Consider the following 20929-nt stretch of genomic DNA (forward strand, 5'->3'; position numbering starts at 1 on the left):
CCTTTGCCGCCGCGTTTGTCCTGGCAGGACGCTCGCGAACGACTGATAGTGTCTATCAATACCGCCCGGCAGGCTACCCCCTCCGGCGATGAATCCGTTTTGTGAATCGCTTCCGCCCCGTGTCATGATGCGGCGCGCCGAACGGACCCTCGGCTGGAGAGAGGACGAGCCACCGATGGGCAGGACCGCTGACGGCCGACCGGCCACGAGCGACAGTGCCAGCCGGCGCGAGCGGTCACGGGTCAGCGTCGAGCGGACCGCCCTCGCGCTGTTTCGCAGGCGCGGCTACGACGCCGTCACCGTCGAGGACATCAGCGCCGCGGCCGGCATCGGACCGGCCACTTTCTACCGGTACTTCGGGAGTAAGAGAGAGGTCCTGTTCGCCTATCAGCCGTACCTGTTGGACGGGATCCGCGAGGCCGCCGAGCGCATGGACGTCACTCAGGCCCGGCCCGCTCAACTGCTCGAAGTGCTCACCGCCTTCGCCGCCCATCTGGCCGCGCAGGCCAAGGCCATGGCCGCGCGGGACGAGATCGTCGCCGCGAACCCGGCGCTGCTGCCGTACACCTTGGCCGTGCAGCGCGACTGGGAGACACACCTGGCGCAGCATCTGGCCCGGCGCCGCGGTCTCGACGAGCCCGACCTCGCCGCCCGGGCGGACGCGGCGCTGATCCTGGTGGTCATCCGGCTGGCGTTCCGGCAGTGGCGGGCCGGCCGGAGCCCGGGGCTCGGCGAGGCGGTCGGCGTCGTCTTCGCCGAGGTCGGCCGGGCCCTCGGCGACAGCCCGCCGGCCGGCCCTCAGTGAGCGGGGCTCAGCGCCGGGGCCAGGACGCCAGCCGCCGCCGCAGCGCCGCGATCTCCGCCGCGCCCAGCCCGTAGAGGGCGAACCGCGCGTCGTCCAGCCGGTCCAGATAGCGTCCCGCGTCCGCGATGTCATCGGGATCGAGGGCCGGGTCGGCGTTGCGGGCCAGCTCCATGACCTCGGCCAGCGAATAGCGCTCGAGCGCCGCCGCCACGTCGATGTAGTCCCTGACCTCGCGCCGGTTGACCAGGGCGGCGACCTTCGTGGCGACGAGATCGTCCAGATGCATGACCGGGCCGAGGTCCATCACGACGGGGGCCTTCTGCCGATCCAGTCGGCACAGCGTCAGCCGAAGCGCCTTGTGCGCATCCGCGACCAGGAATTCCTGGATGTCGGCGGACATGCCCTCGAAGAGCTCGTCGCCCTCCTCGGCCACCACCCGGAAGCCGGACTTCCGCAGCGCGGCGGTGACCTCGCCGGCGGCCGCGGCCACGCCGCCGGGGGCGTCGGTGAACAGGTCGACGTCCTCGGTGGGGCGGGCCACCAGGCCATTGACCAGCCAGGCGACACCGCCCCCGAGAACGAAGCCGTGCTTGGTGGCGACCGCGAGCGCTATCCGCGCGACATCACGGTAGAAGTCGTCGACGCTCGCCACCGGGGTAGGTTATCCGCCTATCCGCTGCAGCACGAACCGCTGGGCCACGGTGTTGTACTTGCGCGTGTAACCCAGGTGCGTGGCCAGGCTCGCCCCGCGCGCGCAGAAGTTGTCGCCCGTGTCGCAGTAGGACTGGATCTTCGCCGCGAACCCGTCCAGCGCCGCGTCGTCGCCCCGCGCGAACAGCCCGTTGGTGCGGCTCGTGCCCGCGTTGAACGACTTGCCGGCCACGTAGCGCGGATCACCCATCAGGATCACCGCCGTGACCTTGGCCGCCAGCCGCGCGTCGAGGGCCTGATTCGGCGTCGACACCGCCTGGCGCCCACTGCCGGCCAGCACGTCACCGATCACATGCGCGCCCTGCGAGTAGCCCATCAGCACGAGCTTGGTGTCCGGGCAGGCCGCCGCCTTGGCCGTGATCTGCCCGGTCAGCGCCCGCACCCCGGCCGACACGCTCGGCCCGTACGGGTTGAGCACCGCCGGATAGTCGGTCGCCTCGGTGCTCACCGTCTGCCGGCTCGCCCGCTGCACGCTGCTGACCAGCGATCCGATGATTCCCGCGCCGGGCCGCTCGGTCGACGCCCGCGTCGCGATGATGTGCACGGCCGCGCAATTCGCCGCGGCCGTCGTCGTCCCGCCGAACGCCTGTGGCGCGACGACGAGCCCGGCCGCGACCAGCGCCGCGCCCGCCCCGATCGTGGCGATCTTCGCCTTGTTTCCGCTTCCGCGCATCCTGCTGCCCCTTCCGCCAAAAAAGCACTGCCAGTGCAGATAGCTGCCCGGTGATACGCAGCGTGGCGGCCCGACGGTTCAAAAGCGAGAAGAACCTCGGCTTACTCACTCTGGGTGACATCGAAGGTTCAAGAGGAAGACGTACGCTTTCTCCCCACCGACCGGGAAGCTCGACGCGGCCCGCGCGGTGGTCCGGGCCGTCAGGCGCGTCTCGCGCGAATCGGTGACCCTAGGCTGTGGCCATGGCCTGGTGGTGGCAAGCGCTGATCGGACTCGCCGTGGGGCTGCTGGTGATCTGGGCCGCGCTGCTCGTCGCGCTGATGGTGGCGAAACCCGGCACGGCGCAGCTCAAGGAGGCGCTGCGGCTGCTGCCCGATCTGTTGCGGCTGCTCAAGCGGCTCGCCGGGGACCGGACGCTGCCGCGCGGGGTGCGGATTCGGCTGGGGCTGCTGCTGGCCTATCTGGCGGTGCCGTTCGATGTCGTTCCCGACTTCATCCCGGTGCTGGGGTACGCCGACGACGCGATCATCGTGACCCTGGTGCTGCGGTCGACCGTCCGCCGGGCCGGGCTGGACGCGGTGCGGCGGCACTGGCCGGGCAGCGACGACGGATTCGCCGCACTCAGCCGCCTGACCGGCCTGAGATGAGAATCCACAGGCCCAGGCCGATCAACACCAGGGGCAGGACGACGTGGCCCCACCGGCTGAGCGCGCGGGCGATCACCGGGCGGGTGGCGAAGAAGCGGCCGGCCGCCACCCAGACGGCGACCAGCACGAGAAACACCAGCACGTAGACGGTCATGCCGGCCGCGCCGGCGGTGGCGAACACCGGGACGTACACCCCGATGTTGTCGCCGCCGTTGGCGAACGTCACCGCGGCCACCTCGAGACTCCGCGGGCCGCCACCAGGCGAGCCCTCGGACTCCTCGCCGTCGCCGCGGTGGCGCCACGCCTGCACGCCGGCTTTGACGCCGAGCGCGATCGGGAGCAGCCCGAGGTAGGGCAGGACCGACTCGGGTAGGAACGTGGCGCCGAACCCGGCGGCCACCGCGACCGCGAGAATCCCGGCGAAGCCGAGGTACTGCCCGATCGCGATGGTCCGCGTGAGGTGCCGGCGGCCGGCGCCCTGGGCGAAGAACAGCGCCAGGATCAGGATGTCGTCGATGTTGGTGACGGCGAACAGGACGACCGCCTGGCCGAGGAGCATGGTCAGAGATCTTAGGGTGCCTCGGAGAACGCCGCGTTGGCCTGCCCGATGCCGACCGGCGAGCCGGCCGACCAGCCGCCGTCGACGACGAACTCGGATCCGGTCGAGTATCCGGCCTCGTCGGACGCCACGAACAACACCATCCGGGTGACCTCCTCGGGCGCGGCCATGCGGGCCAGGGCGACCTTGCCGTGCACGACCTCGTCGCCGAGAGGGCCGAGGATCGGCGTACGGATGTAGCCGGGGTGCACCGAGTTGACCCGGATGCCGTGAGCCGCGACCTCCATGGCCACCGCCTTGGTGAAGCCGCGTACCGCGAATTTGCTCGTCGTGTAGTCGGCCGCGTTGGGCGTGCCGATGAGCCCGGCGAACGACGAGATGTTGACGATGGCCCCACCGCCGGCCGCCTTCATGCCGGGGATGACAGCGCGGGTGCCGAGGAACACGCCGTCGAGGTTGACCGCGAGCAGGCGCCGCCAGTCCTCGAGCGTCTCGTCCTCGACGAGGGCGCCCTTGCCGCCGATCCCGGCGTTGTTGATGAGCACGGTCGGCGCGCCGAAGACCGCGTTGGTCTCCTCGATCAGCCGCGCCCACTCCCGCTCGTCCGTGACGTCGAGGTGCCGGTAGATCGCCGCGTCGCCGAGCTCCTTCGCGAGCGTCTCACCTTCGGCGTCGAGCACGTCGGCGATGACGACGCGCGCACCCTCGGCCACGAATCCGCGCGAGTGCGTGGCGCCCATCCCGCGGGCTCCGCCGGTGACGATGACGGTCCTTCCGTCGAACCTGGCCATGGTGTACCTCCCCTTGCCGGCCCGGCGGCCCGCACCCTTCGAGCATACGTCGCTATCTGACAGGTGTCAGATAGCGATCGGCCGCTATAGTTCGGCGAATGGACCCGCGCTTTCGACGCTCGCGGGAGGCCCTGCGCGCCGCCGTCTACCGGCTGGCCGGCCGGCGGCCCATCACCGAGGTCACCGTCACCGAGCTGTGCCACGAGGCCGGCGTCACCCGCGACACCTTCTACCGGCACGCGGCGTCCCCGGTGGAGCTGCTGGCCGCCGTACTGCGGGAAGAGCTGGAGACGATCGCCGCGAGCCACCCCGACCTGGCCGGCGGCCCGCACACCGACTCGGGCATGCGGGCCGGCGTCCACGCTCTCTGCGCCCACGTGGCCGAGCACGCCGAGGTCTACCGCCACGCGGCCCGCCCTCACCTGCTGCCGCCCCTGCGCGAAAACCTGGAGATCGTCGTACGCCAGTCGCTGGAGGCGCACGCCCACGCGTACCCGGAGATCCTGCCGCCCGGCACCGGCGCCCCCGGCGACATCCGGGTCCTGGCCGCCTACGCGGCGTCCGGCACCGCCGGAGCGGTCGAGGCCTGGCTGCCCACCGACCCGCTGGACGTGGCCCGGGGCGTCCGTCTGATCATGGCGGCGTCACCGGCGTTCTGGCACGGCCCCGATCGCGGCTAGCGCCGTTTGCTCGACCACGGCCCGGTGCGCCGCACGCGCCGCGGTGTCGGCCGGCCGCTCCTGCTCGGCCAGCACACCGGTCCGGCCGTCGAGCCCCTCGCGCAGAATGTCGGCGTGCCCGGCGTGCCGCGTGGTGTCCTGCAGCACGTGCACCAGGACGCCGAAGAGCTTGACGTGCGGGCGCGGCCACCACGGCACGTGGCCGGGAGCGTCGAGCGGCAGCTCCCTGATGGTCGCGTCGGCGTGCGCGCAGGCCCGCCGGTAGAAGTCGACGATCTGCTCGCGGGTCTCGGCGGCGGTCACCCAGTGGTCACTGCCGTCCGCGTCCTGCCACCGCGGCAGCGGCTCCGGGAACGGCCGGCCGAAGACCTCCCCGAGGTAGCGCGCCTCCCCCGTGGCCCGGTGTTTGACCAGCCCGAGAAGGTTGGTGCCGGTCACGGTCAGGGGCCGCCTGATGTCGTACTCGCAAAGCCCGTCGAGCTTCCAGACGAGCGCCGCCCGGGAGTCGTTGAGCTCCTCGTGCAGACAGTCCTTCGCGAAGTCGTCGATCACGAGGCCCGAGCCTGATGGGACCACTCGTCGAGGGTGGCGGCCATGCGGCGGGTGAAACGGGTGCCCGCCTCGGTGAGCCGGTCGCCGGTGAGCAGGGTGTCGATGGCCTCCGCGGTCCAGTCGCGGTAGCGGCGGTAGACGCCGCGGCTCGCCGGGTCGCCGGTGGACAGTGCCCGGTGCCGCCACACGTCGGCCACGGCCAGGTGGGCGTAGGCGCCGCGCAGGGCCGCCTCGACCGGGCGCGGGTCGTCGTGCCAGCCCACCGCCAGGCGTTCGGACACGGCGTCCTCGGGCACCAGGTCGATCAGGTCGAGGACGGCACCGATCTTGGTCAGCTGGAACTCGCGGACGAGCAGCAGCGCGGCCTCGCCGGGGTCGGCCGTGGGCGAGAGCCCGACCGCGCCGAACGCGTGGCGGGAGGTGGCGCCGCGCGGGGTGCCGTCGGGGGCCGCGGCCAGCGGGACGATCGCGCGGAGCCCGCCGCGCAGGCCGTCGAGCTGGGCCGGGGCGTCGGCGGCGAGCCGTTCCCAGGTCGCCGCCAGCCGGGCCGCCCAGGCGCGTTCGCCGTCGGCGTCCAGCCAGGCCGGGTCGGCGAACTCGAGGCGGTCGCGGTACGGGTCGGCGTCGTCGAGCAGAACCCGTACCCCGTCAAGCGAGACCCACCGGCAAGCGTGCCAGCCCGGAATCTGCCGGTCGCCAGCCGGCAGCTCGGCCCGGCCGCCCGGCCAGCGCAGGACCACCGACGACCGGCCCGCCGTGACCCGGACCTGCTCGGCCGGCGCCGCGAAGACCCCGACCGTGGGCAGGTGGATCAGGCCGTCGTGGGCGTGCACCTGCACGTCGGCGTCGGCGCCGGCCCGGACGGCGACGGCCACCGCGATGGCCGCCGCCCGGTCGGGTTCGGCGTCCTTGCCCTCCAGGCAGGCCACCGCCCACGAGCGGACGAACGGATGGCTCAGGACGGCGTCGAAGGCGGCCGGCGCGGCCCGTTCGAGCTCGGCCAGCAGCTCGCCGCCGGCCGCCGTCTCGCCCAGGATCTCGCTGACCAGAGCCCGGTTGACGGCCAGCTCGGCGTCGGCCAGCAGGCCCACGGCCGCGGCGTCGCCGTAACCGGCGGCCACCCGGTCGAAGACGTCGGCCGGCAGCGCGCCGAGATCACCCGCGACCGGGGCCGGGCGTTCGTTGAGCACGCCGGAGGTCAGAAGCCCGAGCGGCGCAGGATGCGGCGCACCACGGAGGCGGCCTGCTTATGGTCGATGCGGTCGATCGGCGTCCGGCGGATCTCGTCCAAGGGTGTCTTTTCCACCACGCCTCCCCCTACCGGCAGTGAATGCCAAGCCAAGACGAAGCATAGAAGACACTCGAGGTCATGTCACGGGCACATCACGTGCACCTCTCAGTGCCGGTTCGTCCCGATCACCCGGAAGGTTCCCGTCAGCTCCAGCACCCGTGGCTCCTCCACGTCGTTGTCGCAGAGCAGGGCCACCGGCTGCCGGGGAAGGTTCGACACCTTGTCCGGCAGCCAGCCCACCACCAGCCAGATCTTGTCGTCGGCCGGGGTCGCGCCGGTCTCCCGAAGGTAGAGCGGATAGTGCTGCGGGATCATGACCTGACGGTACGCGGCCGACCCGCTACAGATCTTCGAAACGGCCACGCCGCTGGTTGAAGACCTTCGTCGGTACGGCGGCCACGCGCGTCCCGGCCGCAAGGGCGTCGAACAGGGCAACGTCGATCTCCTCGTCGCGCCCCGGCATCGGATCCCACTCGTCCCAGGGCAACGTCGCCACCCCCTGACGGGTCACAAGATCCTTGGGGACGTCCCCGGCGATGAACCAGTCGCCTTTCCACTCGGCGTCGTGACCGAAGGTGTCCGGGTCGGCGTCGCCCCGGCGGACGAGTTGCCAGGCCTCGGACGCGGTGAGGAACGCGCCCGGCGGCAGGTCGAGGGTGTCGAAGTCGATGCCGAGCGCGCCCCTCTGGAGGTCGTCGATCTGCGCGTCGGCCCACCGGCCGTCCCCGTACTCGACGACCCAGTGGCTCTCGTACCAGCCCTTCTGGAAGTACGTGGCGTAACCGCACCGGGCCTGGGCCGGGATGCCGCGCTCACGCAGCCTCAGGGCCAGCATCTCGGAGTATCCCTGGCACATGGTCGCCACCTTCTCCCCCGGCCTCGCCAGGGCCAGGAGGTCACCGGGACGGCGTACGTGAATCGAGTCCGGATCCGGGCCGACGTCCACTCCGTACGCGTCGGCCCAGGCCTCGTGGATGTAGTGGTCCTGAAGGAAGCGGGTGATCTCGGCGACGGCCTCTTTCTCGGTCATGCGCCCATCGAAGCGCCTGACACTGTGTCAGGGTCAAGCGCCGCGGCGGAGCTTGACCGTGCTGTCCGTACGGATCAGGCCGTTGTGCTCACGGGGATGCTCCTCGGCCCGCAGCGTCTCCCAGCCCTCGCCCAACCGGAGCAGCGCGACGATCTCGGCGGGCGTCTCCAGGACCAGGCCGGTGTGCCGGTTCGACGGGTCGTCCATGTGGCCCTCGATCAGGAGGATGCCGCCCGGTGCGACGGCGGCGGTCGCGCGGCGCAGCACGGCGGCCCGGTCGAACTCGCCCCAGTGGTACAGGAACTGGCAGCTGACCAGGTCGTACTCGCCGGGTGGGAAGTCCTGGACCAGGTCGCGGCGCTGCCAGTCGATGCTCAGATCGCCCGCGTGCGACCTCGCCCGTTCCAGGGCGACACCGGAGACGTCGACCGCGGTCACCTGCCAGCCCCGGCGGGCCAGCCAGATCGCGTCGGCGCCCTCGCCGCACCCCAGATCGAGGGCGCGGCCGGGCGGCAGATCACTGACCTCGCGGACGAGGACCACGTTGGGGTTGCCGCTCCAGACGCGGTCACTCTCGGCGTATCGGGCGTCCCATTCAGCTTCGATGCTCATGGGACGAGCGTGCGGCGCCGCGTCGCTGACGGCAATGTTCCTTGCCGGAACGGCAAACCTCAGCCGGCGCGGCGGCGGGCCCGGCGGGCGGCCAGCTCGTCACCGGCGGCCGGCTCCGGAGCGGGACCGACGGGCGACGGCACGGCCGGCTCGGCCGGCAGGTTGAGCAGCGAGCCCTGGATCTCCTTGAAGGCACCGCCGATCGCGATGCCGAACACGCCCTGCCCGCCCTGGAGCAGGTCGACGACCTCCTCCGGCGACCGGCACTCGTACACCGTCGTGCCGTCGGAGATCAGCGTGATGCCGGCCAGATCCGCCACGCCGCGCGAGCGCAGCGTCTCGATCGCCCGGCGGATGTTCTGCAGCGAGACGCCCGCGTCGAGCAGGCGCTTCACCACCTTGAGAACGACCAGGTCGCGGAACGAGTAGAGGCGCTGGGTGCCGGAGCCCTCAGCGTCGCGGATGCTCGGAACCACGAGCGTCGTCCGCGCCCAGTAATCCAACTGGCGGTAACTGATGCCGACCGCCTGGCACGCCGTCACCCCGCGATACCCGACTGAGCCGTCCTCGCCGACGAGGGGGCCCTCCTGATGTTCAAGAGGCTGCTCGTGCACGCGACCACCTCCCCGCTGCGCGGTGCCGCCGCTTCACCTGGACTTCACGAGCGTATATCTCAGGCGTCGCGGAAACAGGTAGGTAACGCCACGACACGCCGCGTCCGAGCGAGGTAAGTATCGATCTTCAACCGCTTCGAGTGCGTTTTATCCGGCAAAATCTTCGGGGCGCACCTGGTCGAGGAACTCGCGGAACTTCTCGACCTCGTCCTCCTGCTCGTCCGGGATGACGATGCCGGCCTCGGTCAGCACCTCGTCGGCGCAGCGGATCGGCGCGCCCACCCGCAGCGCCAGCGCGATCGAGTCACTCGGCCGGGCCGACACCCGCAGGCCGTCACCGATCAGCAGATCGGCGTAGAAGACGTTGTCTTTCAGCTCGGTGATCTCGACCGCGGTCAACGGCGCCTCGACGGCGGCCAGGATGTCCCGCAGGAGATCGTGGGTCAGCGGGCGAGCGGGCTTGACACCCTGTTGCTCGTACGCGATCGCGGTGGCCTCGACGGCACCGATCCAGATCGGCAGGTACCGATCGCCGTCGACCTCCCGCAGCAGGACGATCGGCTGGTTGCTGGGGAGCTCCACTCGAACTCCGACCACGCTCAGCTCGCGCACCGCCCGCCTCCGTGTCGTCTTGTTACTGCGCCGCCCCCGCAACGGCCGCCCCTATCCTGCACGGTACACGCACCCCGTCCGGATCCCACGAGTGCGGCATACCCACCTCGCCGCCGCCGAACCGGCGTCAGCGACCCAGTTCCCCCCGCAGCCCCGCGCGCACCAGAGCCGCGTGCAAACGCTGCGAGAGCGCCTGCAGGTCCCGCGCCGTCTCCTGCGCACGGGCACGCGCCGCCGGGTCGCTCTGGCGCACCAGGGGCGCCAGGAGCTGGGTGAACAGCCCGACCTCACGGTCGGAGGCGGCCCGGAACCCGCGCAGATGGCGAACCTCCAGGCCGTATTTCGTCAACCCGACCACGGCCTCCACGATGACCACGGCGTCGCCGTCGTACCACCCCGGCGGCCGCGCCGTGACCAGGCCCATGCGCTCGAGCTCGTCGAGCAGCTCGGCCGGCGCGCCCGTGCGTTCGATCACATCCTCCCGGGGGACCCGGGTGTCGGACGGATCGGCCGCCTTCTCGGCGCCCACCGCGACCAGGTTCGGCCGCGCCGGCGGCGCCGGCTCGGCCTCCATCCGGTCCAGCTGCTCCCGGATCACCCGCAACGGCAGGTACTGATCGCGCTGCGCCGTGAGCACGAACCGCAGCCGCGCCACGTCGTTCCACGAGTACTTGCGGTACCCGGAGGCGGTGCGCTGGGGATCGACCAGCCCCTCCGCCTCCAGGAACCGCAACTTGGAGATCGTGGTGTCGGGGAATTCGGTGCGCAGATGGGCCAGCACCTCCCCGATGCTCATCAGCGCAGGCTCGCGCCCACCCTGGGGACGCGAGGCCCCCGGGTCGCGCGCGGCCGCCCCCGACGAGTTCACGCCCCGCTACCCTCGCCCTCCGGCCGCGGGCCGGCGATGAACACCAGGCGGAACTTGCCGATCTGGACCTCGTCGCCGTTGCTCAGCGTCGCCGCCTCGACCCGCTCCCGGTTCACGTAGGTGCCGTTGAGCGAGCCGACGTCGCGCACCGTGAAAGTGCCGCCGTCGCGGTGGAACTCGGCGTGCCGGCGGGACACCGTCACATCGTCGAGGAAGATGTCACTGTCGGGGTGCCGGCCACTGGTCGTCACGTCGTGATCGAGCAGGAACCGCGCGCCCGCGTTGGGGCCCCGGCGCACCACGAGCAGCGCCATTCCGGGCGGGAGCGAGCCGGACATACGGCTCGGCACCACGTCGTTCTCCGGCGCCTCGAGCAGCTCGTCGAGCGCACCGAGGTTGAGTGTGGACGTGACGTCGAGTGGGGGGAACTCGTCGTCTGGGCGCGTCATCGGACCACCTCACGGATCAGTTGGTCGCCGCCATGCGGCAAGGATTCACTCCCGCCGCGGCCATATGGCCCGGACACACGACTATCGGTTTCAAAGGCATAACATTTGTTGTGCCCCGCGAGCCTAGTGAAGGCGAATATCGCGGGGCAACCGGACGCGCGGACGTAACGTTCACGCACCGGAAAAGCCGGACTACATAGACGAGAGACTCAGCTCTCGGTGATCGCCTGATAAGCGCTCGCGTCGAGCAGACCCTCGAGTTCCTTCGGGTCGGACGGCGCGATCTCGACGAGCCAGCCCGCCGCGTACGGCTCGGCGTTGATGAGCTCGGGCTCATCGGTCAGAGACGCGTTCTTGGCGACCACGGTGCCCGCGATGGGCGCGTAGATCTCCGACACGCTCTTGGTCGACTCGATCTCACCGAGCGAGTCACCGGCCGCCAGCTCCGTGCCCTCCTCGGGCAGGTCGACGAAGACGATGTCGCCCAGCGCATCCTGCGCGAAGTGGGTGATGCCCACCCGCACGGGCCCGCTGCCGTCTCCGGCCACCCACTCATGTTCAGCCGTGTACCGCAGGTCCTCAGGAATCACGCCATCTCTCCCGTGCACATATATCCGTCAGTAGCGCGGAGGCTAAGAAGCCGGCCGCGCGTATCGCAATGTGGTGGCGTCGCGCACCGCGGTCACGTCGACCAAGGTGCGTTGTTCCAACGTCACGCTACCGCCGCCGCTGTTCACCGACGCGACCACCCCGCCGGGGATTTGCAACGCGGTTTGCATCGTCTGCGGCACACCGATCACGGTGAGCACGTAGGGGCCGGTGAGACGCTGCCCGTCGGCGATGATCCCGCCGCCCTCGGCGTCCACGAAATAGCTGGACGCGACGATTCTCACGGCCCCGCCACCGGACCCGGCGATCTGCATCACCTCACCGCCGGCGCCGCGCAACTCCTGCACGGCGTTGAGGATCGCCGACGCCTTCACCTTGTCGACGGTGATGACCAGGCCCGTGCCCCGGCCCGGCAGGGTTCCGGCGAGCAGACCCAGTTCGTCGGTACGCCGGTCCGCCTCGTCCAGGGCGGCCTGCCGGCCCGCCACACCGGAGGTGAGCTGCCGCTGGCTGGTCTCCAGAGCGTTGATCTCGGACTGCAGGCGGCTGTCGCGGGCCTCCAGGTCCGACAGGATCCGCACCAGGTCCTCCTGCCGCGCGGTGGCCAGCCCCTCGTCGTCGTTGTTGCTGCGCAACTGCACGACCAGCGTGAAACCGAAGAGCGCGAGGAGTACGGCGATCAGTGCTCCGGCTCCGGACATCTTCCGGCGGAGCACCGATCCGGAGGTGGCCGTCACCGGATCGGGTGACGCGGGGGTGACCTCGGAACGGCTCAGCGGCCGGGTCGGCCCGTCGGGATCGGGTGGCGGTTCCGGCCGTGCCGTCTCCACGGTCGGGCCCTCATCGCCGGTGTGCGCCGGCTTCTCGTCCCCCACACCACTCACCCCCGTCACGCCCGGAACAGGTGGCGGCGGATGGCGGCGACGTTCCCGAACAGCCGTACGCCGAGGACGACCACCACACCGGTGGAGAGCTGACCGCCCACGCCCAGCTGGTCGCCCAGATAGACGATGAGCGCGGCCACGAGCACGTTCGCGATGAACGAGATCACGAACTGTTTGTCGTCGAAGATCCCGTCGAGTTTCGCCCGCACCCCGCCGAACACGGCGTCGAGCGCGGCGACCACCGCGATCGGCAGGTACGGCTGCAACGCGATCGGAACCGCGGGTTGGAACACGATGCCCAGGACGGCACCGGCGACCAGAGCGAGTACGGCGATCATCGCCCGCCTTCCGACGAGGAGCTCACGTCCGGCGTGGCGGACGAGGGCAGGGGTGGGAGAGAACCGGAGGGCGTGGGCGGCGGCGTCGAAGGCTGGGCCACCCGCAGCTTGAGCTCGGTAGCGGCCGGCAACGTCACGTCGTCCACCTCCTTGGACTGGAAGGACATCCCGTACTTGGCACCCAGCTGCTCGAAGAACTTGCCGGCATACCCTTCCCGAAAATCCTTGGCAAGATCGTCAGGCCCGATCGCCACAACCTCGTACGGGCTGGTCACCGGCCGAAAGTCGACCAGAATCGCCTCACCTGCCTGCCGAATCGTCGACGTCGCGGTGAGCCGCTGCCCGTTGATGGCGATGGCCTCGGCCCCGAGCGACCAGAGCGCGTTGGTGGCCAGCTGCAGATCACTGTCCTTGACCCGCGCGACAGTGTTCCGCTCCCCCGTCACCGGGTTGATCGGCGTCGGCCCGTCGGCCACGGTGATCCGCGCCCCCGACCCGGTGACCTGGGCCAGCCCGGTCGCCGCCTCAAGATTCCGCAGCCGCTGCACGGTGGTGCTGCTCAGCTCCCGCTCCCGAAGCCCGGCGACTTCGTCGCTGAGCGCCTCGGCCCGGTCCTGCAGATGAGAGGTCTCTTCCCGCCGCTTCTGCACCTGCTCGACCAGCTCGGCCCGCGCGGTGGTCCGGGCGGGCTCATCGGCCACGGTCTGCTGATAGGCCACCACAAGCAGAAAACCGAGCGCGATCAGGGTGACCACGAGAAGCCCACTGGAGAAGGCCTTCCGCACGCCGGTGGGCTCACCGTCCCGAGCCTTACGTGCGGCCGCGTCCGCATAGCCGGGATCAAGCGGGTTCCGGAAGAGCTCGGTGAGGAAGTCAGGCGCGTACACCCGCTTAGGCGCCGCACCCGATCCCGCTTCACCCGCCTGCTCGCCGCCCGCCGCGTCGCCGCCGGCCCCCGCACCCGCACGCTGAGCTTCAGCCACGTCGTTACTGGCCGCCGCACCCGCATGCTGAGCTTCAGCCACGTCGTCACTGGCCGCCGCAACCACATACTCGGCGTCCGCGACATCGTTACTGGCCGTCGCACCCGCGTGCTCGGCGTCCGCTGCGCCGCTGTTGGCTGCCGCGCCCGCGTGCCGCCCACTGATTTTGCCGGTGCTCGCGTGAGCCCCGGCGACGGCGTCCACGTGCACCCCAGCCGCTGGCGCGCCAGCCCCCTGTTCGGCGCCCGCTTCCGCTTCACCGACCTGGTCAGCGCTCGCTTGCTCAGCGTCCCATTGCCCGCGGCCCGCTTCGACTCGGTCGAGGTGTTCACCGCTCTTTCGCTCGCCGGCAGGCTGCTCGCCGAACCACTCTCCACCGGCCCACTGCTCGCCCGCAGGTAGGGCACTCGCTTGTTCGCCGCCCATTTGCCAGGCGCCCGTGTGCGCCGCGCCGGCATGCTCACCGCCCGCGTGACCTGCGTCCGTGTGCTCAGCCTGCCATTGCACGGCGTCCGGCCGCACGTCGCTGACCTGGTCACCGCTTGCGTGGGCGTCCGTCAGCTCGGCGCTCCATCGCGGGTCACCCGCCTGCCCGGCGCTGGCCTGGCCACCGCTAACGTGGGCGTCTACCCGCTCGGCGCTCCATTGTGAGTCACCCGCGTGCCCGGCGCTGGCCTGGCCACCGCTTACGTGGGCGTCCGTCAGCCCGGCGCTAGCCAGGTCGCCACTTGTGTGAGCGTCTACCCACTCGGCGCCCGCTTGCGGTTCGTCGACGTGGTCATGGCTCGGGTGCGACGCACCCGGTTCCTCGGTTTGCCGCTGTTGGGCGCTCTCCGCCGCGACCATGTCGGACATTTCAGATTTGTCGGGTCCGGGCACGGCGTCGCGCGGGTCGTCGGGTTGGCGGCGATCCGGGGAGTGCGGCGCGGTCATGCCGTCCGCGCTCCGGGCGCCAGCCGGTCGGCCCTCAGCAGGCGGACGGTCTGGATCAGGTAGAGGGCGCCGGCCGCCCAGTACAGGGCGAGCGCCCACCAGGCGAGGCCCCAGCCCACGGCGCCGGCCCAGCCGTCCCAGGACGGCACGGCCTTGCCCAGCAGGATGATCGGGAACGCGGCGAGCAGCACGAACGTGCCGGTCTTGCCGACGTAGTGCACGGGCGGCGGACCGTAGCCGTGCCGGCGCAGCACGAGCAGGGCGATGCCCAGCACGACTTCGCGCAGCAGAAGGGCGCCGGTCAGCCAGTACGGGACGACGCCGCGGATCGTGAAGCCGATCAATGTCGCCAGGATGTAGAGCCGGTCGGCGAACGGGTCGAGCAGCGTGCCCAGCCGGCTCACCGAGTTCATCCGCCGGGCCACGTAACCGTCGACCCAGTCGGTCGTCCCGCCGACCGCGATCACGATCACCGCGGCGACGTCGTGGTGCGGCCCCAGCAGCAGATACAGGAAGAGCGGCACCCCGAGCAGCCGGATGAAGCTGATCACGTTGGGGATCGTCCAGATCCGATCGGAGGCAGCGATGGACGGCGCAGGCTGCTGCGACATCGCGGTTTCCTCTCCCCCTACGGCGCGGGCACGGCCGGTCCCCCGGCCACACTCCACGCCCAGCCCACCAGTGAGCCGACCATGCACCCAGCCGGGTGGCTGTGTCCCGCGAACGCCCGGACCCCCTGCCCGGCCACTCGCCGAGCAACTATAACCAGCCGCACGTCCCCGCTCACGGACCCGTCGCGCGTCGCACAGCGTGTCCGCCATCCTAGGAACCTAGTTTTCCTTCCCTCTCAGCGGGGTCAAAGACGCCGACATCCGGCTCGGCTGAGGTCCCGGGAAGGGACTGCGGACGGGCGGAGGGAACGGGCAGGCGGGCAGGCGGGCAGGCGGGCAGGCGGACGGGCGGACGGGCGGGCAGGCGGGCAGGCGGACGGGCGGACGGGCGGACGGGCGGACGGGCGGACGGGCGGACGGGCGGACGGGCGGACGGGCGGACGGGCGGACGGGCGGACGGGCGGACGGGCAGGCGGGCGGACGGGCAGGCGGGCGGACGCGCCGAAAGCAGCCTCAGCGGGTGTCGAGAAGCGGCGGCTCTGGAATGGGCGCGGCGAGGCAGGTCCCGCAAATGCGCTGGAACTCTAGGAGCCGGTGCGGCAAGGAGGCGGCGAGGCGGCGAGGTTCCGACAGTGGGCCCGGCAAGGCCATCGAGGCGCCGAGCGCGAGCGCGACCGCCGGGCACGAAAGGGCGGCCAGCGGGGCGCTAGCGCGGCATAGATGCTCAACGCGAACACGAGAAGCCGGACAACGAGCGCGCCGGGCATTGAGCGCGCGCACCGCGAGCCGGCGGGGCGCGGGCAGCGGCCTTGAGCGCGAGCACCGGGAGCTGGCAGCGGCCTTGAGCGCGAGCACCGGGAGCTGGCAGCGGCCTGAGCGCAATCGACAGCATGCCCGGTGAGTGGGGGCTCTGAGCGCGAGTACGCAGAGGCGCGAAACGCGCCGCACGCGCGGAACCCACCGCTCGGGTCGCGCCCGAGTGGTGGGTTCCGGGATGTTCCGCGTGGTCGGCCGACCCCGCGTACCTCGGCAAAGGTTTAGCGCCCCCGCCTGGCCCTCACGTAATCGTCGACTACGTAGCGGCCCAGCTCCTCGGCGTCAGGGCTGAAGACGCGGCCGCCGTTGCGTTCCGCTACCGCCGCCACGAAGCGCTGGAGGCCGGGGTCCTCGCCGAGCATGAAGAAGTTCAGCGTGGCGCCGAAGCGGGTCAGGTGGTCGACCTCGTGGATCGTCGCCCGCACCGTTTCCGGCAGCGGCGGCCACCAGAACATGGCCTCGCCGTCGGGCTCCAGGTGGGCCGTGGGCTCGCCGTCGGTGACCACCAGCACGACCGGCTCCGAGCCCGGATGGCGGCGCAGGTGGCGGGCCGCGAGCTTGAGGGCGTGCTGGAGGTTCGTGCCCTTCTCCATGCTCGGATCGATCGCTGCCAGCTCGCCCTGCGACAGCGCGGCCGCGTGCAGGCCGAAGCCGATGATCTGCAGGGAGTCCTGCGGGAACTGGGTCGCGACCAGGTGGGACAGCGCCAGCGCCGTCTGTTTCATCGGGCCCCAGCGGCCGTCCGCGTACATCGAGTAGGACAGGTCGACCAGCAGGGCCACCGCGGCCGAGGCCCGGCGCTCGGTCTCGGCCACCTCGAAGTCGTCCGGTTCCAGGCGCACCGGCAGGACGCCGACGCCACCCGAGGCGGCCTGCCGGCGCACCGCGTTGCCGATCGTGCGGACGACGTCGAGCGGCTGCTCGTCGCCGAACTCCCAGCGCCGCGACGAGCCGATGAGGTCGCCCGCCGCGCCCGCGTCGCGCAGGTCGTGCTGACCCTGCTTGCGGCCGGACAGATCGTCGAAGACCGTGGCCAGCGCCGTACGGCCGAGCCGGCGCAGCGCCTTCGGTGAGAGCGTCAGGCCCTCGGCGTCGCGGGTCACCCAGCCCTGACGGCTCAGCTCCCGTTCCAGCTCGCGCAGCCGCCGCACGTCGTCGGCGGCCGAGCGGCCGAGCTGGCGCTCCACCATCTCCACGTCGACGTCGTCGAGGGTGGCACCCGGATGTTCCTGGCCGAGCTGGTCGAGCAGTTCGTCCAGCTCACCGATCTCGCCCAGGGCGGCCGCCGCGTCGCCGTAGCCCAGGTCGTTCGGCCCGCGCATCCGCTCGCCGCGACCCCAGTTGAGCTGGGGGCGCAGCGCCCGCAGGTTGTCGGTCAGCTCGGCCATCCGGCCCCGCAGCGGGCCGTCGCCGAGCGCCTGGTCCATCAGGCGCGACAGCTCCTCCTGCTGCTGCGGCGAGAGCGACCGCATGAGCCGCTCGGCCGCCGCGGCCCGCCGGGCCAGCGAGTCGATCAGCTCGTCGATGTCCTTCGGGTTCTCCGGGAAGAACTGGCCGTGCTTGTCCATGAACTGCTGGAACGCGTCGGACGTGTCCTCGCCCCGTGCGTGTTTCTCGAGCAGCTGGTTGAGGTCGGCGACCATCTCCTCGACGCCGGCGAAGTCGCCGTTCTCCAGCGCTTGCTTCATGCCCGCGAAGCGCTGCTCGACGACCTCCCGCCGGAGCCCGTCGAGGATCTGCTGGTACAAGTCCCGGGCTTCCGATGATGTCCAGTTGTATTCGGACAATTCCTCGACGGCCCGCGATGTCGACCTGGGCAGATTGTCCAGAACAGCCTCGTCGAAGCGGGCCTCGACGTCATCCCGCGCCCGCAACGCGTCGCGCTCCGTCGCCACGGCTTGGTCAAGCAGCTGCTGCGCCCGGGTGACCGCCCCGTCGAGATTGCCCCGCCTGAGCGCGTCACGGCGCATGCGGCGAGCCCGGTCACGCAACTCGTCCAGCCCACGCCCCGACCGCGGCCCCCGCCGCACGAGATCGCGGAGCACGTCGCGCAGGCTGTCGCCGGCGAGCACCCGCTCCCCCACCTCGTCGACCGCGGCCCGCACGTCGTAGGGCGGCGCGAGCGGATCGGGCCCGTCGCGCCACGCCCCGTACCGGAACCTGTTTCCCGCCATCGTCAGCTCCCGTAGAGGGTGCGGCCGTCGTCGGTGAGCTCTTTCGCCAGCCGCCGGGTCAGATGAAGGCCCTCGAGCACGAACTCGATGCCCGAGGCGGCCTGCCCCGGCGAGGGGGCGTCGCCCAGCCCGAGCCGGTCGAGCACCTTGGCCAGCCCCGGCACCGGCCCGATCTGCCCGAGCAGTTCCTCGGCGCTGACCAGGTCACCGGTCTCGATGATGGCGCCCTCGGCGACCAGCGACGTGAAACCGGACAGGTCGAGCCCGCCCAGCCGGTCGCGGAACGTCTCGGCCGTGGCCACCCGCAGCAGGTGGGCCAGGACCTCGGTCTCGCGCCCCTCCTCGCCGCTCTCGAACTCGACCTTGCCGCGCAGCGTGGACGTCACCGACGGCGTGTCACCGATGCGGGCGACGGCCTCCTTCTCGTTGCGCAGCCCGGACCGGCGCAGCGCGGACGCCGCCACCGTCTCGGCCGCCGCGATCGCGAACCGGGCCGAGATGCCCGAGCGGGCGTCCACGGCCGGCGACTCACGCACGGCCCGCGTGTAGCGCGCGAGCACGTCGATCAGGTGATCGGGCACGGCGGCGACCAGGTCGGCCTCCTGCCGGATCAGCGCGGTCTCGAGCGACAGCTCGACCGGGTAGTGGGTGCGGATCTCGGCGCCGAACCGGTCCTTGAGCGGCGTGATGATCCGGCCCCGGTTGGTGTAGTCCTCCGGGTTGGCCGAGGCCACGAGCAGCAGGTCGAGCGGCAGCCGCAGCTGGTAGCCACGAACCTGGATGTCACGCTCCTCGAGCACGTTGAGCAGCGACACCTGGATCCGCTCGGCCAGGTCGGGCAGCTCGTTGACCGCGAAGATGCCCCGGTTGGTGCGCGGCACGAGGCCGAAGTGAATGGTCTCGGGGTCGCCCAGGGCACGCCCCTCGGCCACCTTGATCGGGTCGACGTCGCCGATCAGGTCACCGACGCTGGTGTCCGGGGTGGCGAGCTTCTCGCCGTACCGCTCGGAGCGATGCAGCCAGGAGATCGGCAGCAGGTCGCCGGTCTCGGCCGCCAGCCGCCGCGAGGCCGGGGTCAGTGGATGGTAGGGATGTTCGTGCAGCTCGGAGCCGGCGATGAACGGCGTCCACTCGTCGAGCAGGCCGATCAGCCCACGGATGAGCCGGGTCTTGCCCTGGCCACGCTCGCCGAGCAGCACCATGTCGTGCCCGGCGAGCAGGGCACGCTCGACCTCGGGCAGCACCGTGTCGTCATAACCCACGATGCCCGGGAATCGCGGCGCGCCGGTGCGCAGCCGCTCGAGCAGGTTGTCGCGCAGCTCCTGCTTCACACCGCGGTAGGCATGGCCGGTGGCCCGAAGCTCACCCAAGGTGCGCGGAAGGTCGGAGGGAATCTCGGGCGTGATCGCAACTGGTGCATCTGTCACCGGAAAGACGCTACTCCCACGGTGTGACAAGTTCATGTGACGAAGATCCAGTCATCAGGTACGCCGGCTCCCCGCACCGCCGAATCCGGGCCCACCCGCGGCCCGGGCGCGACCGCCGGGTGGGTCACGGCCATAGGGCGACTCTCGCGTGGGGCGGTGGGTGACGCCAAAAAGCCGGACCCATACTTTTGGCTCTGGCGCCCCCCGCAGGCCCACCGGGAAGCTTGCCCCCATGACGGAAATCGAACGGTGGGTGGCCTTCAGCGACGACCCGAAAGGCGGCAACCCCGCGGGAGTGGTGCTCGACGCCGCGGCCCTGGACGACGCCGCGATGCTGAGCATCGCGGCCGAGATCGGCTATTCGGAGACGGCGTTCGTGACGTCCGACCTGGGCGCCGGCCGAAAACGCGTGCGCTACTTCAGCCCCTTGGCCGAGGTCCCGTTCTGCGGCCACGCGACGGTCGCGACAGCGGTGGCCCTGGGCCCCGGCGAGCACCTCTTCGTGACGAACGCCGGCGAGGTCCCCGTCACGGTCACCGACGGCGTGGCCACCCTGACCAGCGTGGCCACGTCGGTGACCCCGCTGGAGCCGGAGGACGTCGAGGCGCTGCTGGCCGCCCTGGGCTGGTCGATCGACGAGCTGGACACCCTGCTCCCGCCGAAGCTCGCCTACGCCGGCGCCTATCACCCGATCGTGGCCGCCGCGACCCGCCGCCGCCTGGCCGAGCTCGACTACGACGTGCCCACCCTCAAGGCCCTGATGGAGTCCAAGGGCTGGACCACCATCCAGCTGATCCACCGCACCGCCCCCAACGCCTTCGACGTCCGCAACCCGTTCCCGATCGGCGGCGTCTACGAGGACCCGGCCACAGGCGCCGCCGCGGCAGCCTTGGGCGGCTACCTACGAGCCCAGGGCCTGGCCCACGACGGCGCCACCATCGCCCTGAGCCAGGGCGACGACATGGGCCGCCCCAGCCGCCTCACCGTCGAACTGCACGCGGGCGAGCCCGGAGTCCGCGTCCGCGGAACAGCAGTCCCCCTGACCCCCTGACCCCCTGACCCCACCACCCGGCCGCCCTGTGCTGCCGGCACGGCCCGGCCTCGCCCACCGACGACGGCGGACAGCTTCTGATCCACAGCGTTCGCGCACTCGGCGGATGGATGGCCGCGCTCCCTCGCTTGCTGTCAACCCGGGCGGACCCGAGGGGCTCGGGGATCCCGGCGCCTACTTCTCATGCGCCGGGATCCCGAGCCAGTGGC

General features: G+C 71.4%; 24 protein-coding genes. 4 read left to right on the forward strand and 20 right to left on the reverse strand.

Annotation, left to right across the window (positions count from 1 at the left end; all coding sequences use genetic code 11):
- Positions 1–175: 175 nt before the first annotated feature.
- The gene (locus ACGFJ7_RS11765; protein WP_392642158.1) at positions 176–805 is read left to right on the forward strand and encodes a TetR family transcriptional regulator; all 630 of its coding nucleotides are present in this window, start codon (positions 176–178) and stop codon (positions 803–805) included.
- Between the two features lie 7 nt (positions 806–812).
- Here the strand turns inward: ACGFJ7_RS11765 and ACGFJ7_RS11770 are convergent, their stop codons facing one another.
- Both ACGFJ7_RS11770 and ACGFJ7_RS11775 read right to left on the reverse strand, forming a co-directional pair.
- Positions 813–1457: a nucleotidyl transferase AbiEii/AbiGii toxin family protein gene (locus ACGFJ7_RS11770; protein WP_360249147.1), complete on the reverse strand. Its 645-nt coding sequence runs from the start codon at positions 1455–1457 to the stop codon at positions 813–815.
- A gap of 9 nt (positions 1458–1466) precedes the next feature.
- Positions 1467–2189 (reverse strand): cutinase family protein, encoded by a 723-nt coding sequence (locus ACGFJ7_RS11775; RefSeq protein WP_392642159.1) that lies wholly within the window; start codon positions 2187–2189, stop codon positions 1467–1469.
- Between the two features lie 242 nt (positions 2190–2431).
- On the opposite strand from ACGFJ7_RS11775, the gene ACGFJ7_RS11780 reads away from it, so the two are divergent.
- Positions 2432–2836 (forward strand): YkvA family protein, encoded by a 405-nt coding sequence (locus ACGFJ7_RS11780; protein WP_392642160.1) that lies wholly within the window; start codon positions 2432–2434, stop codon positions 2834–2836.
- On the opposite strand, the gene ACGFJ7_RS11785 is transcribed toward ACGFJ7_RS11780, so the two are convergent.
- Both ACGFJ7_RS11785 and ACGFJ7_RS11790 read right to left on the reverse strand, forming a co-directional pair.
- Positions 2811–3395, reverse strand: coding sequence for a cadmium resistance transporter (locus ACGFJ7_RS11785; protein WP_392642161.1), 585 nt, complete (start codon positions 3393–3395; stop codon positions 2811–2813). The genes ACGFJ7_RS11780 and ACGFJ7_RS11785 overlap by 26 nt on opposite strands.
- Positions 3396–3406: 11 nt before the next feature.
- Positions 3407–4186, reverse strand: coding sequence for an SDR family oxidoreductase (locus tag ACGFJ7_RS11790; RefSeq protein ID WP_392642162.1), 780 nt, complete (start codon positions 4184–4186; stop codon positions 3407–3409).
- 98 nt (positions 4187–4284) lie between these two features.
- On the opposite strand from ACGFJ7_RS11790, the gene ACGFJ7_RS11795 reads away from it, so the two are divergent.
- Positions 4285–4866 carry a TetR/AcrR family transcriptional regulator gene (locus ACGFJ7_RS11795; RefSeq protein WP_360249132.1) on the forward strand — a complete coding sequence of 194 codons (582 nt, stop codon included), beginning with the start codon at positions 4285–4287 and terminating at the stop codon, positions 4864–4866.
- On the opposite strand, the gene ACGFJ7_RS11800 is transcribed toward ACGFJ7_RS11795, so the two are convergent.
- From ACGFJ7_RS11800 to ACGFJ7_RS11875, 16 genes are all read right to left on the reverse strand, one after another.
- On the reverse strand, positions 4831–5418 hold the full coding sequence (locus ACGFJ7_RS11800; protein ID WP_392642163.1) for a DinB family protein: 588 nt from the start codon (positions 5416–5418) through the stop codon (positions 4831–4833). The two genes, ACGFJ7_RS11795 and ACGFJ7_RS11800, sit on opposite strands and share 36 nt — an antisense overlap.
- Entirely contained in the window at positions 5415–6608 is a 1194-nt protein-coding gene (locus ACGFJ7_RS11805; RefSeq protein ID WP_392642164.1) for an aKG-HExxH-type peptide beta-hydroxylase, read from the reverse strand. Before ACGFJ7_RS11805 ends, ACGFJ7_RS11800 begins: the two co-directional genes overlap by 4 nt.
- A gap of 206 nt (positions 6609–6814) precedes the next feature.
- Positions 6815–7024, reverse strand: coding sequence for a hypothetical protein (locus ACGFJ7_RS11810; RefSeq protein ID WP_360249123.1), 210 nt, complete (start codon positions 7022–7024; stop codon positions 6815–6817).
- 25 nt (positions 7025–7049) lie between these two features.
- Positions 7050–7739 carry a hypothetical protein gene (locus ACGFJ7_RS11815; RefSeq protein ID WP_392642165.1) on the reverse strand — a complete coding sequence of 230 codons (690 nt, stop codon included), beginning with the start codon at positions 7737–7739 and terminating at the stop codon, positions 7050–7052.
- 33 nt (positions 7740–7772) lie between these two features.
- Positions 7773–8351 carry a class I SAM-dependent methyltransferase gene (locus tag ACGFJ7_RS11820; protein ID WP_360249117.1) on the reverse strand — a complete coding sequence of 193 codons (579 nt, stop codon included), beginning with the start codon at positions 8349–8351 and terminating at the stop codon, positions 7773–7775.
- Between the two features lie 59 nt (positions 8352–8410).
- On the reverse strand, positions 8411–8965 hold the full coding sequence (locus ACGFJ7_RS11825; RefSeq protein ID WP_360249114.1) for a MerR family transcriptional regulator: 555 nt from the start codon (positions 8963–8965) through the stop codon (positions 8411–8413).
- 147 nt (positions 8966–9112) lie between these two features.
- Positions 9113–9577, reverse strand: a complete 465-nt coding sequence (locus ACGFJ7_RS11830) for a bifunctional nuclease family protein (protein ID WP_097321283.1) — start codon at positions 9575–9577, stop codon at positions 9113–9115.
- A gap of 127 nt (positions 9578–9704) precedes the next feature.
- The gene (locus ACGFJ7_RS11835) at positions 9705–10373 is read right to left on the reverse strand and encodes a MerR family transcriptional regulator (protein ID WP_360249110.1); all 669 of its coding nucleotides are present in this window, start codon (positions 10371–10373) and stop codon (positions 9705–9707) included.
- 68 nt (positions 10374–10441) lie between these two features.
- Positions 10442–10894, reverse strand: a complete 453-nt coding sequence (locus ACGFJ7_RS11840) for an FHA domain-containing protein (protein WP_360249107.1) — start codon at positions 10892–10894, stop codon at positions 10442–10444.
- Between the two features lie 209 nt (positions 10895–11103).
- Positions 11104–11484 (reverse strand): glycine cleavage system protein GcvH, encoded by a 381-nt coding sequence (gcvH, locus tag ACGFJ7_RS11845; RefSeq protein WP_360249104.1) that lies wholly within the window; start codon positions 11482–11484, stop codon positions 11104–11106.
- 42 nt (positions 11485–11526) lie between these two features.
- Complete coding sequence (locus tag ACGFJ7_RS11850) at positions 11527–12387, reverse strand: DUF881 domain-containing protein (RefSeq protein ID WP_360249101.1); 861 nt, start codon at positions 12385–12387, stop codon at positions 11527–11529.
- A gap of 5 nt (positions 12388–12392) precedes the next feature.
- Entirely contained in the window at positions 12393–12725 is a 333-nt protein-coding gene (locus tag ACGFJ7_RS11855; RefSeq protein ID WP_360249098.1) for a small basic family protein, read from the reverse strand.
- Complete coding sequence (locus ACGFJ7_RS11860) at positions 12722–14563, reverse strand: DUF881 domain-containing protein (protein ID WP_392642166.1); 1842 nt, start codon at positions 14561–14563, stop codon at positions 12722–12724. The genes ACGFJ7_RS11855 and ACGFJ7_RS11860 overlap by 4 nt, the downstream gene beginning before the upstream one ends.
- Positions 14564–14637: 74 nt before the next feature.
- On the reverse strand, positions 14638–15252 hold the full coding sequence (locus ACGFJ7_RS11865; RefSeq protein ID WP_360249092.1) for a CDP-alcohol phosphatidyltransferase family protein: 615 nt from the start codon (positions 15250–15252) through the stop codon (positions 14638–14640).
- A gap of 1037 nt (positions 15253–16289) precedes the next feature.
- On the reverse strand, positions 16290–18242 hold the full coding sequence (locus ACGFJ7_RS11870; protein ID WP_360249089.1) for a VWA domain-containing protein: 1953 nt from the start codon (positions 18240–18242) through the stop codon (positions 16290–16292).
- Between the two features lie 2 nt (positions 18243–18244).
- Complete coding sequence (locus ACGFJ7_RS11875) at positions 18245–19669, reverse strand: sigma 54-interacting transcriptional regulator (protein ID WP_392642167.1); 1425 nt, start codon at positions 19667–19669, stop codon at positions 18245–18247.
- A gap of 232 nt (positions 19670–19901) precedes the next feature.
- Here ACGFJ7_RS11875 and ACGFJ7_RS11880 point away from each other — a divergent pair, with 232 nt between their 5' ends.
- Positions 19902–20720 carry a PhzF family phenazine biosynthesis protein gene (locus tag ACGFJ7_RS11880; protein WP_392642168.1) on the forward strand — a complete coding sequence of 273 codons (819 nt, stop codon included), beginning with the start codon at positions 19902–19904 and terminating at the stop codon, positions 20718–20720.
- The last annotated feature ends 209 nt before the right edge of the window (positions 20721–20929 follow it).

It is taken from the genome of Actinoplanes sp. NPDC048988 (genome assembly GCF_043197815.1).
GTDB lineage: Bacteria > Actinomycetota > Actinomycetes > Mycobacteriales > Micromonosporaceae > Actinoplanes.

What these genes read in the sequence shown, in the direction of transcription:
- ACGFJ7_RS11765 (WP_392642158.1), top strand. Translation starts at nt 176, where the DNA reads ATGGGCAGGACCGCTGACGGCCGACCGGCCACGAGCGACAGTGCCAGC.
- ACGFJ7_RS11775 (WP_392642159.1), bottom strand. Translation starts at nt 2,189, where the DNA reads ATGCGCGGAAGCGGAAACAAGGCGAAGATCGCCACGATCGGGGCGGGC.
- ACGFJ7_RS11780 (WP_392642160.1), top strand. Translation starts at nt 2,432, where the DNA reads ATGGCCTGGTGGTGGCAAGCGCTGATCGGACTCGCCGTGGGGCTGCTG.
- ACGFJ7_RS11785 (WP_392642161.1), bottom strand. Translation starts at nt 3,395, where the DNA reads ATGCTCCTCGGCCAGGCGGTCGTCCTGTTCGCCGTCACCAACATCGAC.
- ACGFJ7_RS11790 (WP_392642162.1), bottom strand. Translation starts at nt 4,186, where the DNA reads ATGGCCAGGTTCGACGGAAGGACCGTCATCGTCACCGGCGGAGCCCGC.
- ACGFJ7_RS11795 (WP_360249132.1), top strand. Translation starts at nt 4,285, where the DNA reads ATGGACCCGCGCTTTCGACGCTCGCGGGAGGCCCTGCGCGCCGCCGTC.
- ACGFJ7_RS11810 (WP_360249123.1), bottom strand. Translation starts at nt 7,024, where the DNA reads ATGATCCCGCAGCACTATCCGCTCTACCTTCGGGAGACCGGCGCGACC.
- ACGFJ7_RS11815 (WP_392642165.1), bottom strand. Translation starts at nt 7,739, where the DNA reads ATGACCGAGAAAGAGGCCGTCGCCGAGATCACCCGCTTCCTTCAGGAC.
- ACGFJ7_RS11820 (WP_360249117.1), bottom strand. Translation starts at nt 8,351, where the DNA reads ATGAGCATCGAAGCTGAATGGGACGCCCGATACGCCGAGAGTGACCGC.
- ACGFJ7_RS11835 (WP_360249110.1), bottom strand. Translation starts at nt 10,373, where the DNA reads ATGAGCATCGGGGAGGTGCTGGCCCATCTGCGCACCGAATTCCCCGAC.
- ACGFJ7_RS11840 (WP_360249107.1), bottom strand. Translation starts at nt 10,894, where the DNA reads ATGACGCGCCCAGACGACGAGTTCCCCCCACTCGACGTCACGTCCACA.
- ACGFJ7_RS11855 (WP_360249098.1), bottom strand. Translation starts at nt 12,725, where the DNA reads ATGATCGCCGTACTCGCTCTGGTCGCCGGTGCCGTCCTGGGCATCGTG.
- ACGFJ7_RS11860 (WP_392642166.1), bottom strand. Translation starts at nt 14,563, where the DNA reads ATGTCCGACATGGTCGCGGCGGAGAGCGCCCAACAGCGGCAAACCGAG.
- ACGFJ7_RS11865 (WP_360249092.1), bottom strand. Translation starts at nt 15,252, where the DNA reads ATGTCGCAGCAGCCTGCGCCGTCCATCGCTGCCTCCGATCGGATCTGG.
- ACGFJ7_RS11870 (WP_360249089.1), bottom strand. Translation starts at nt 18,242, where the DNA reads ATGGCGGGAAACAGGTTCCGGTACGGGGCGTGGCGCGACGGGCCCGAT.
- ACGFJ7_RS11880 (WP_392642168.1), top strand. Translation starts at nt 19,902, where the DNA reads ATGACGGAAATCGAACGGTGGGTGGCCTTCAGCGACGACCCGAAAGGC.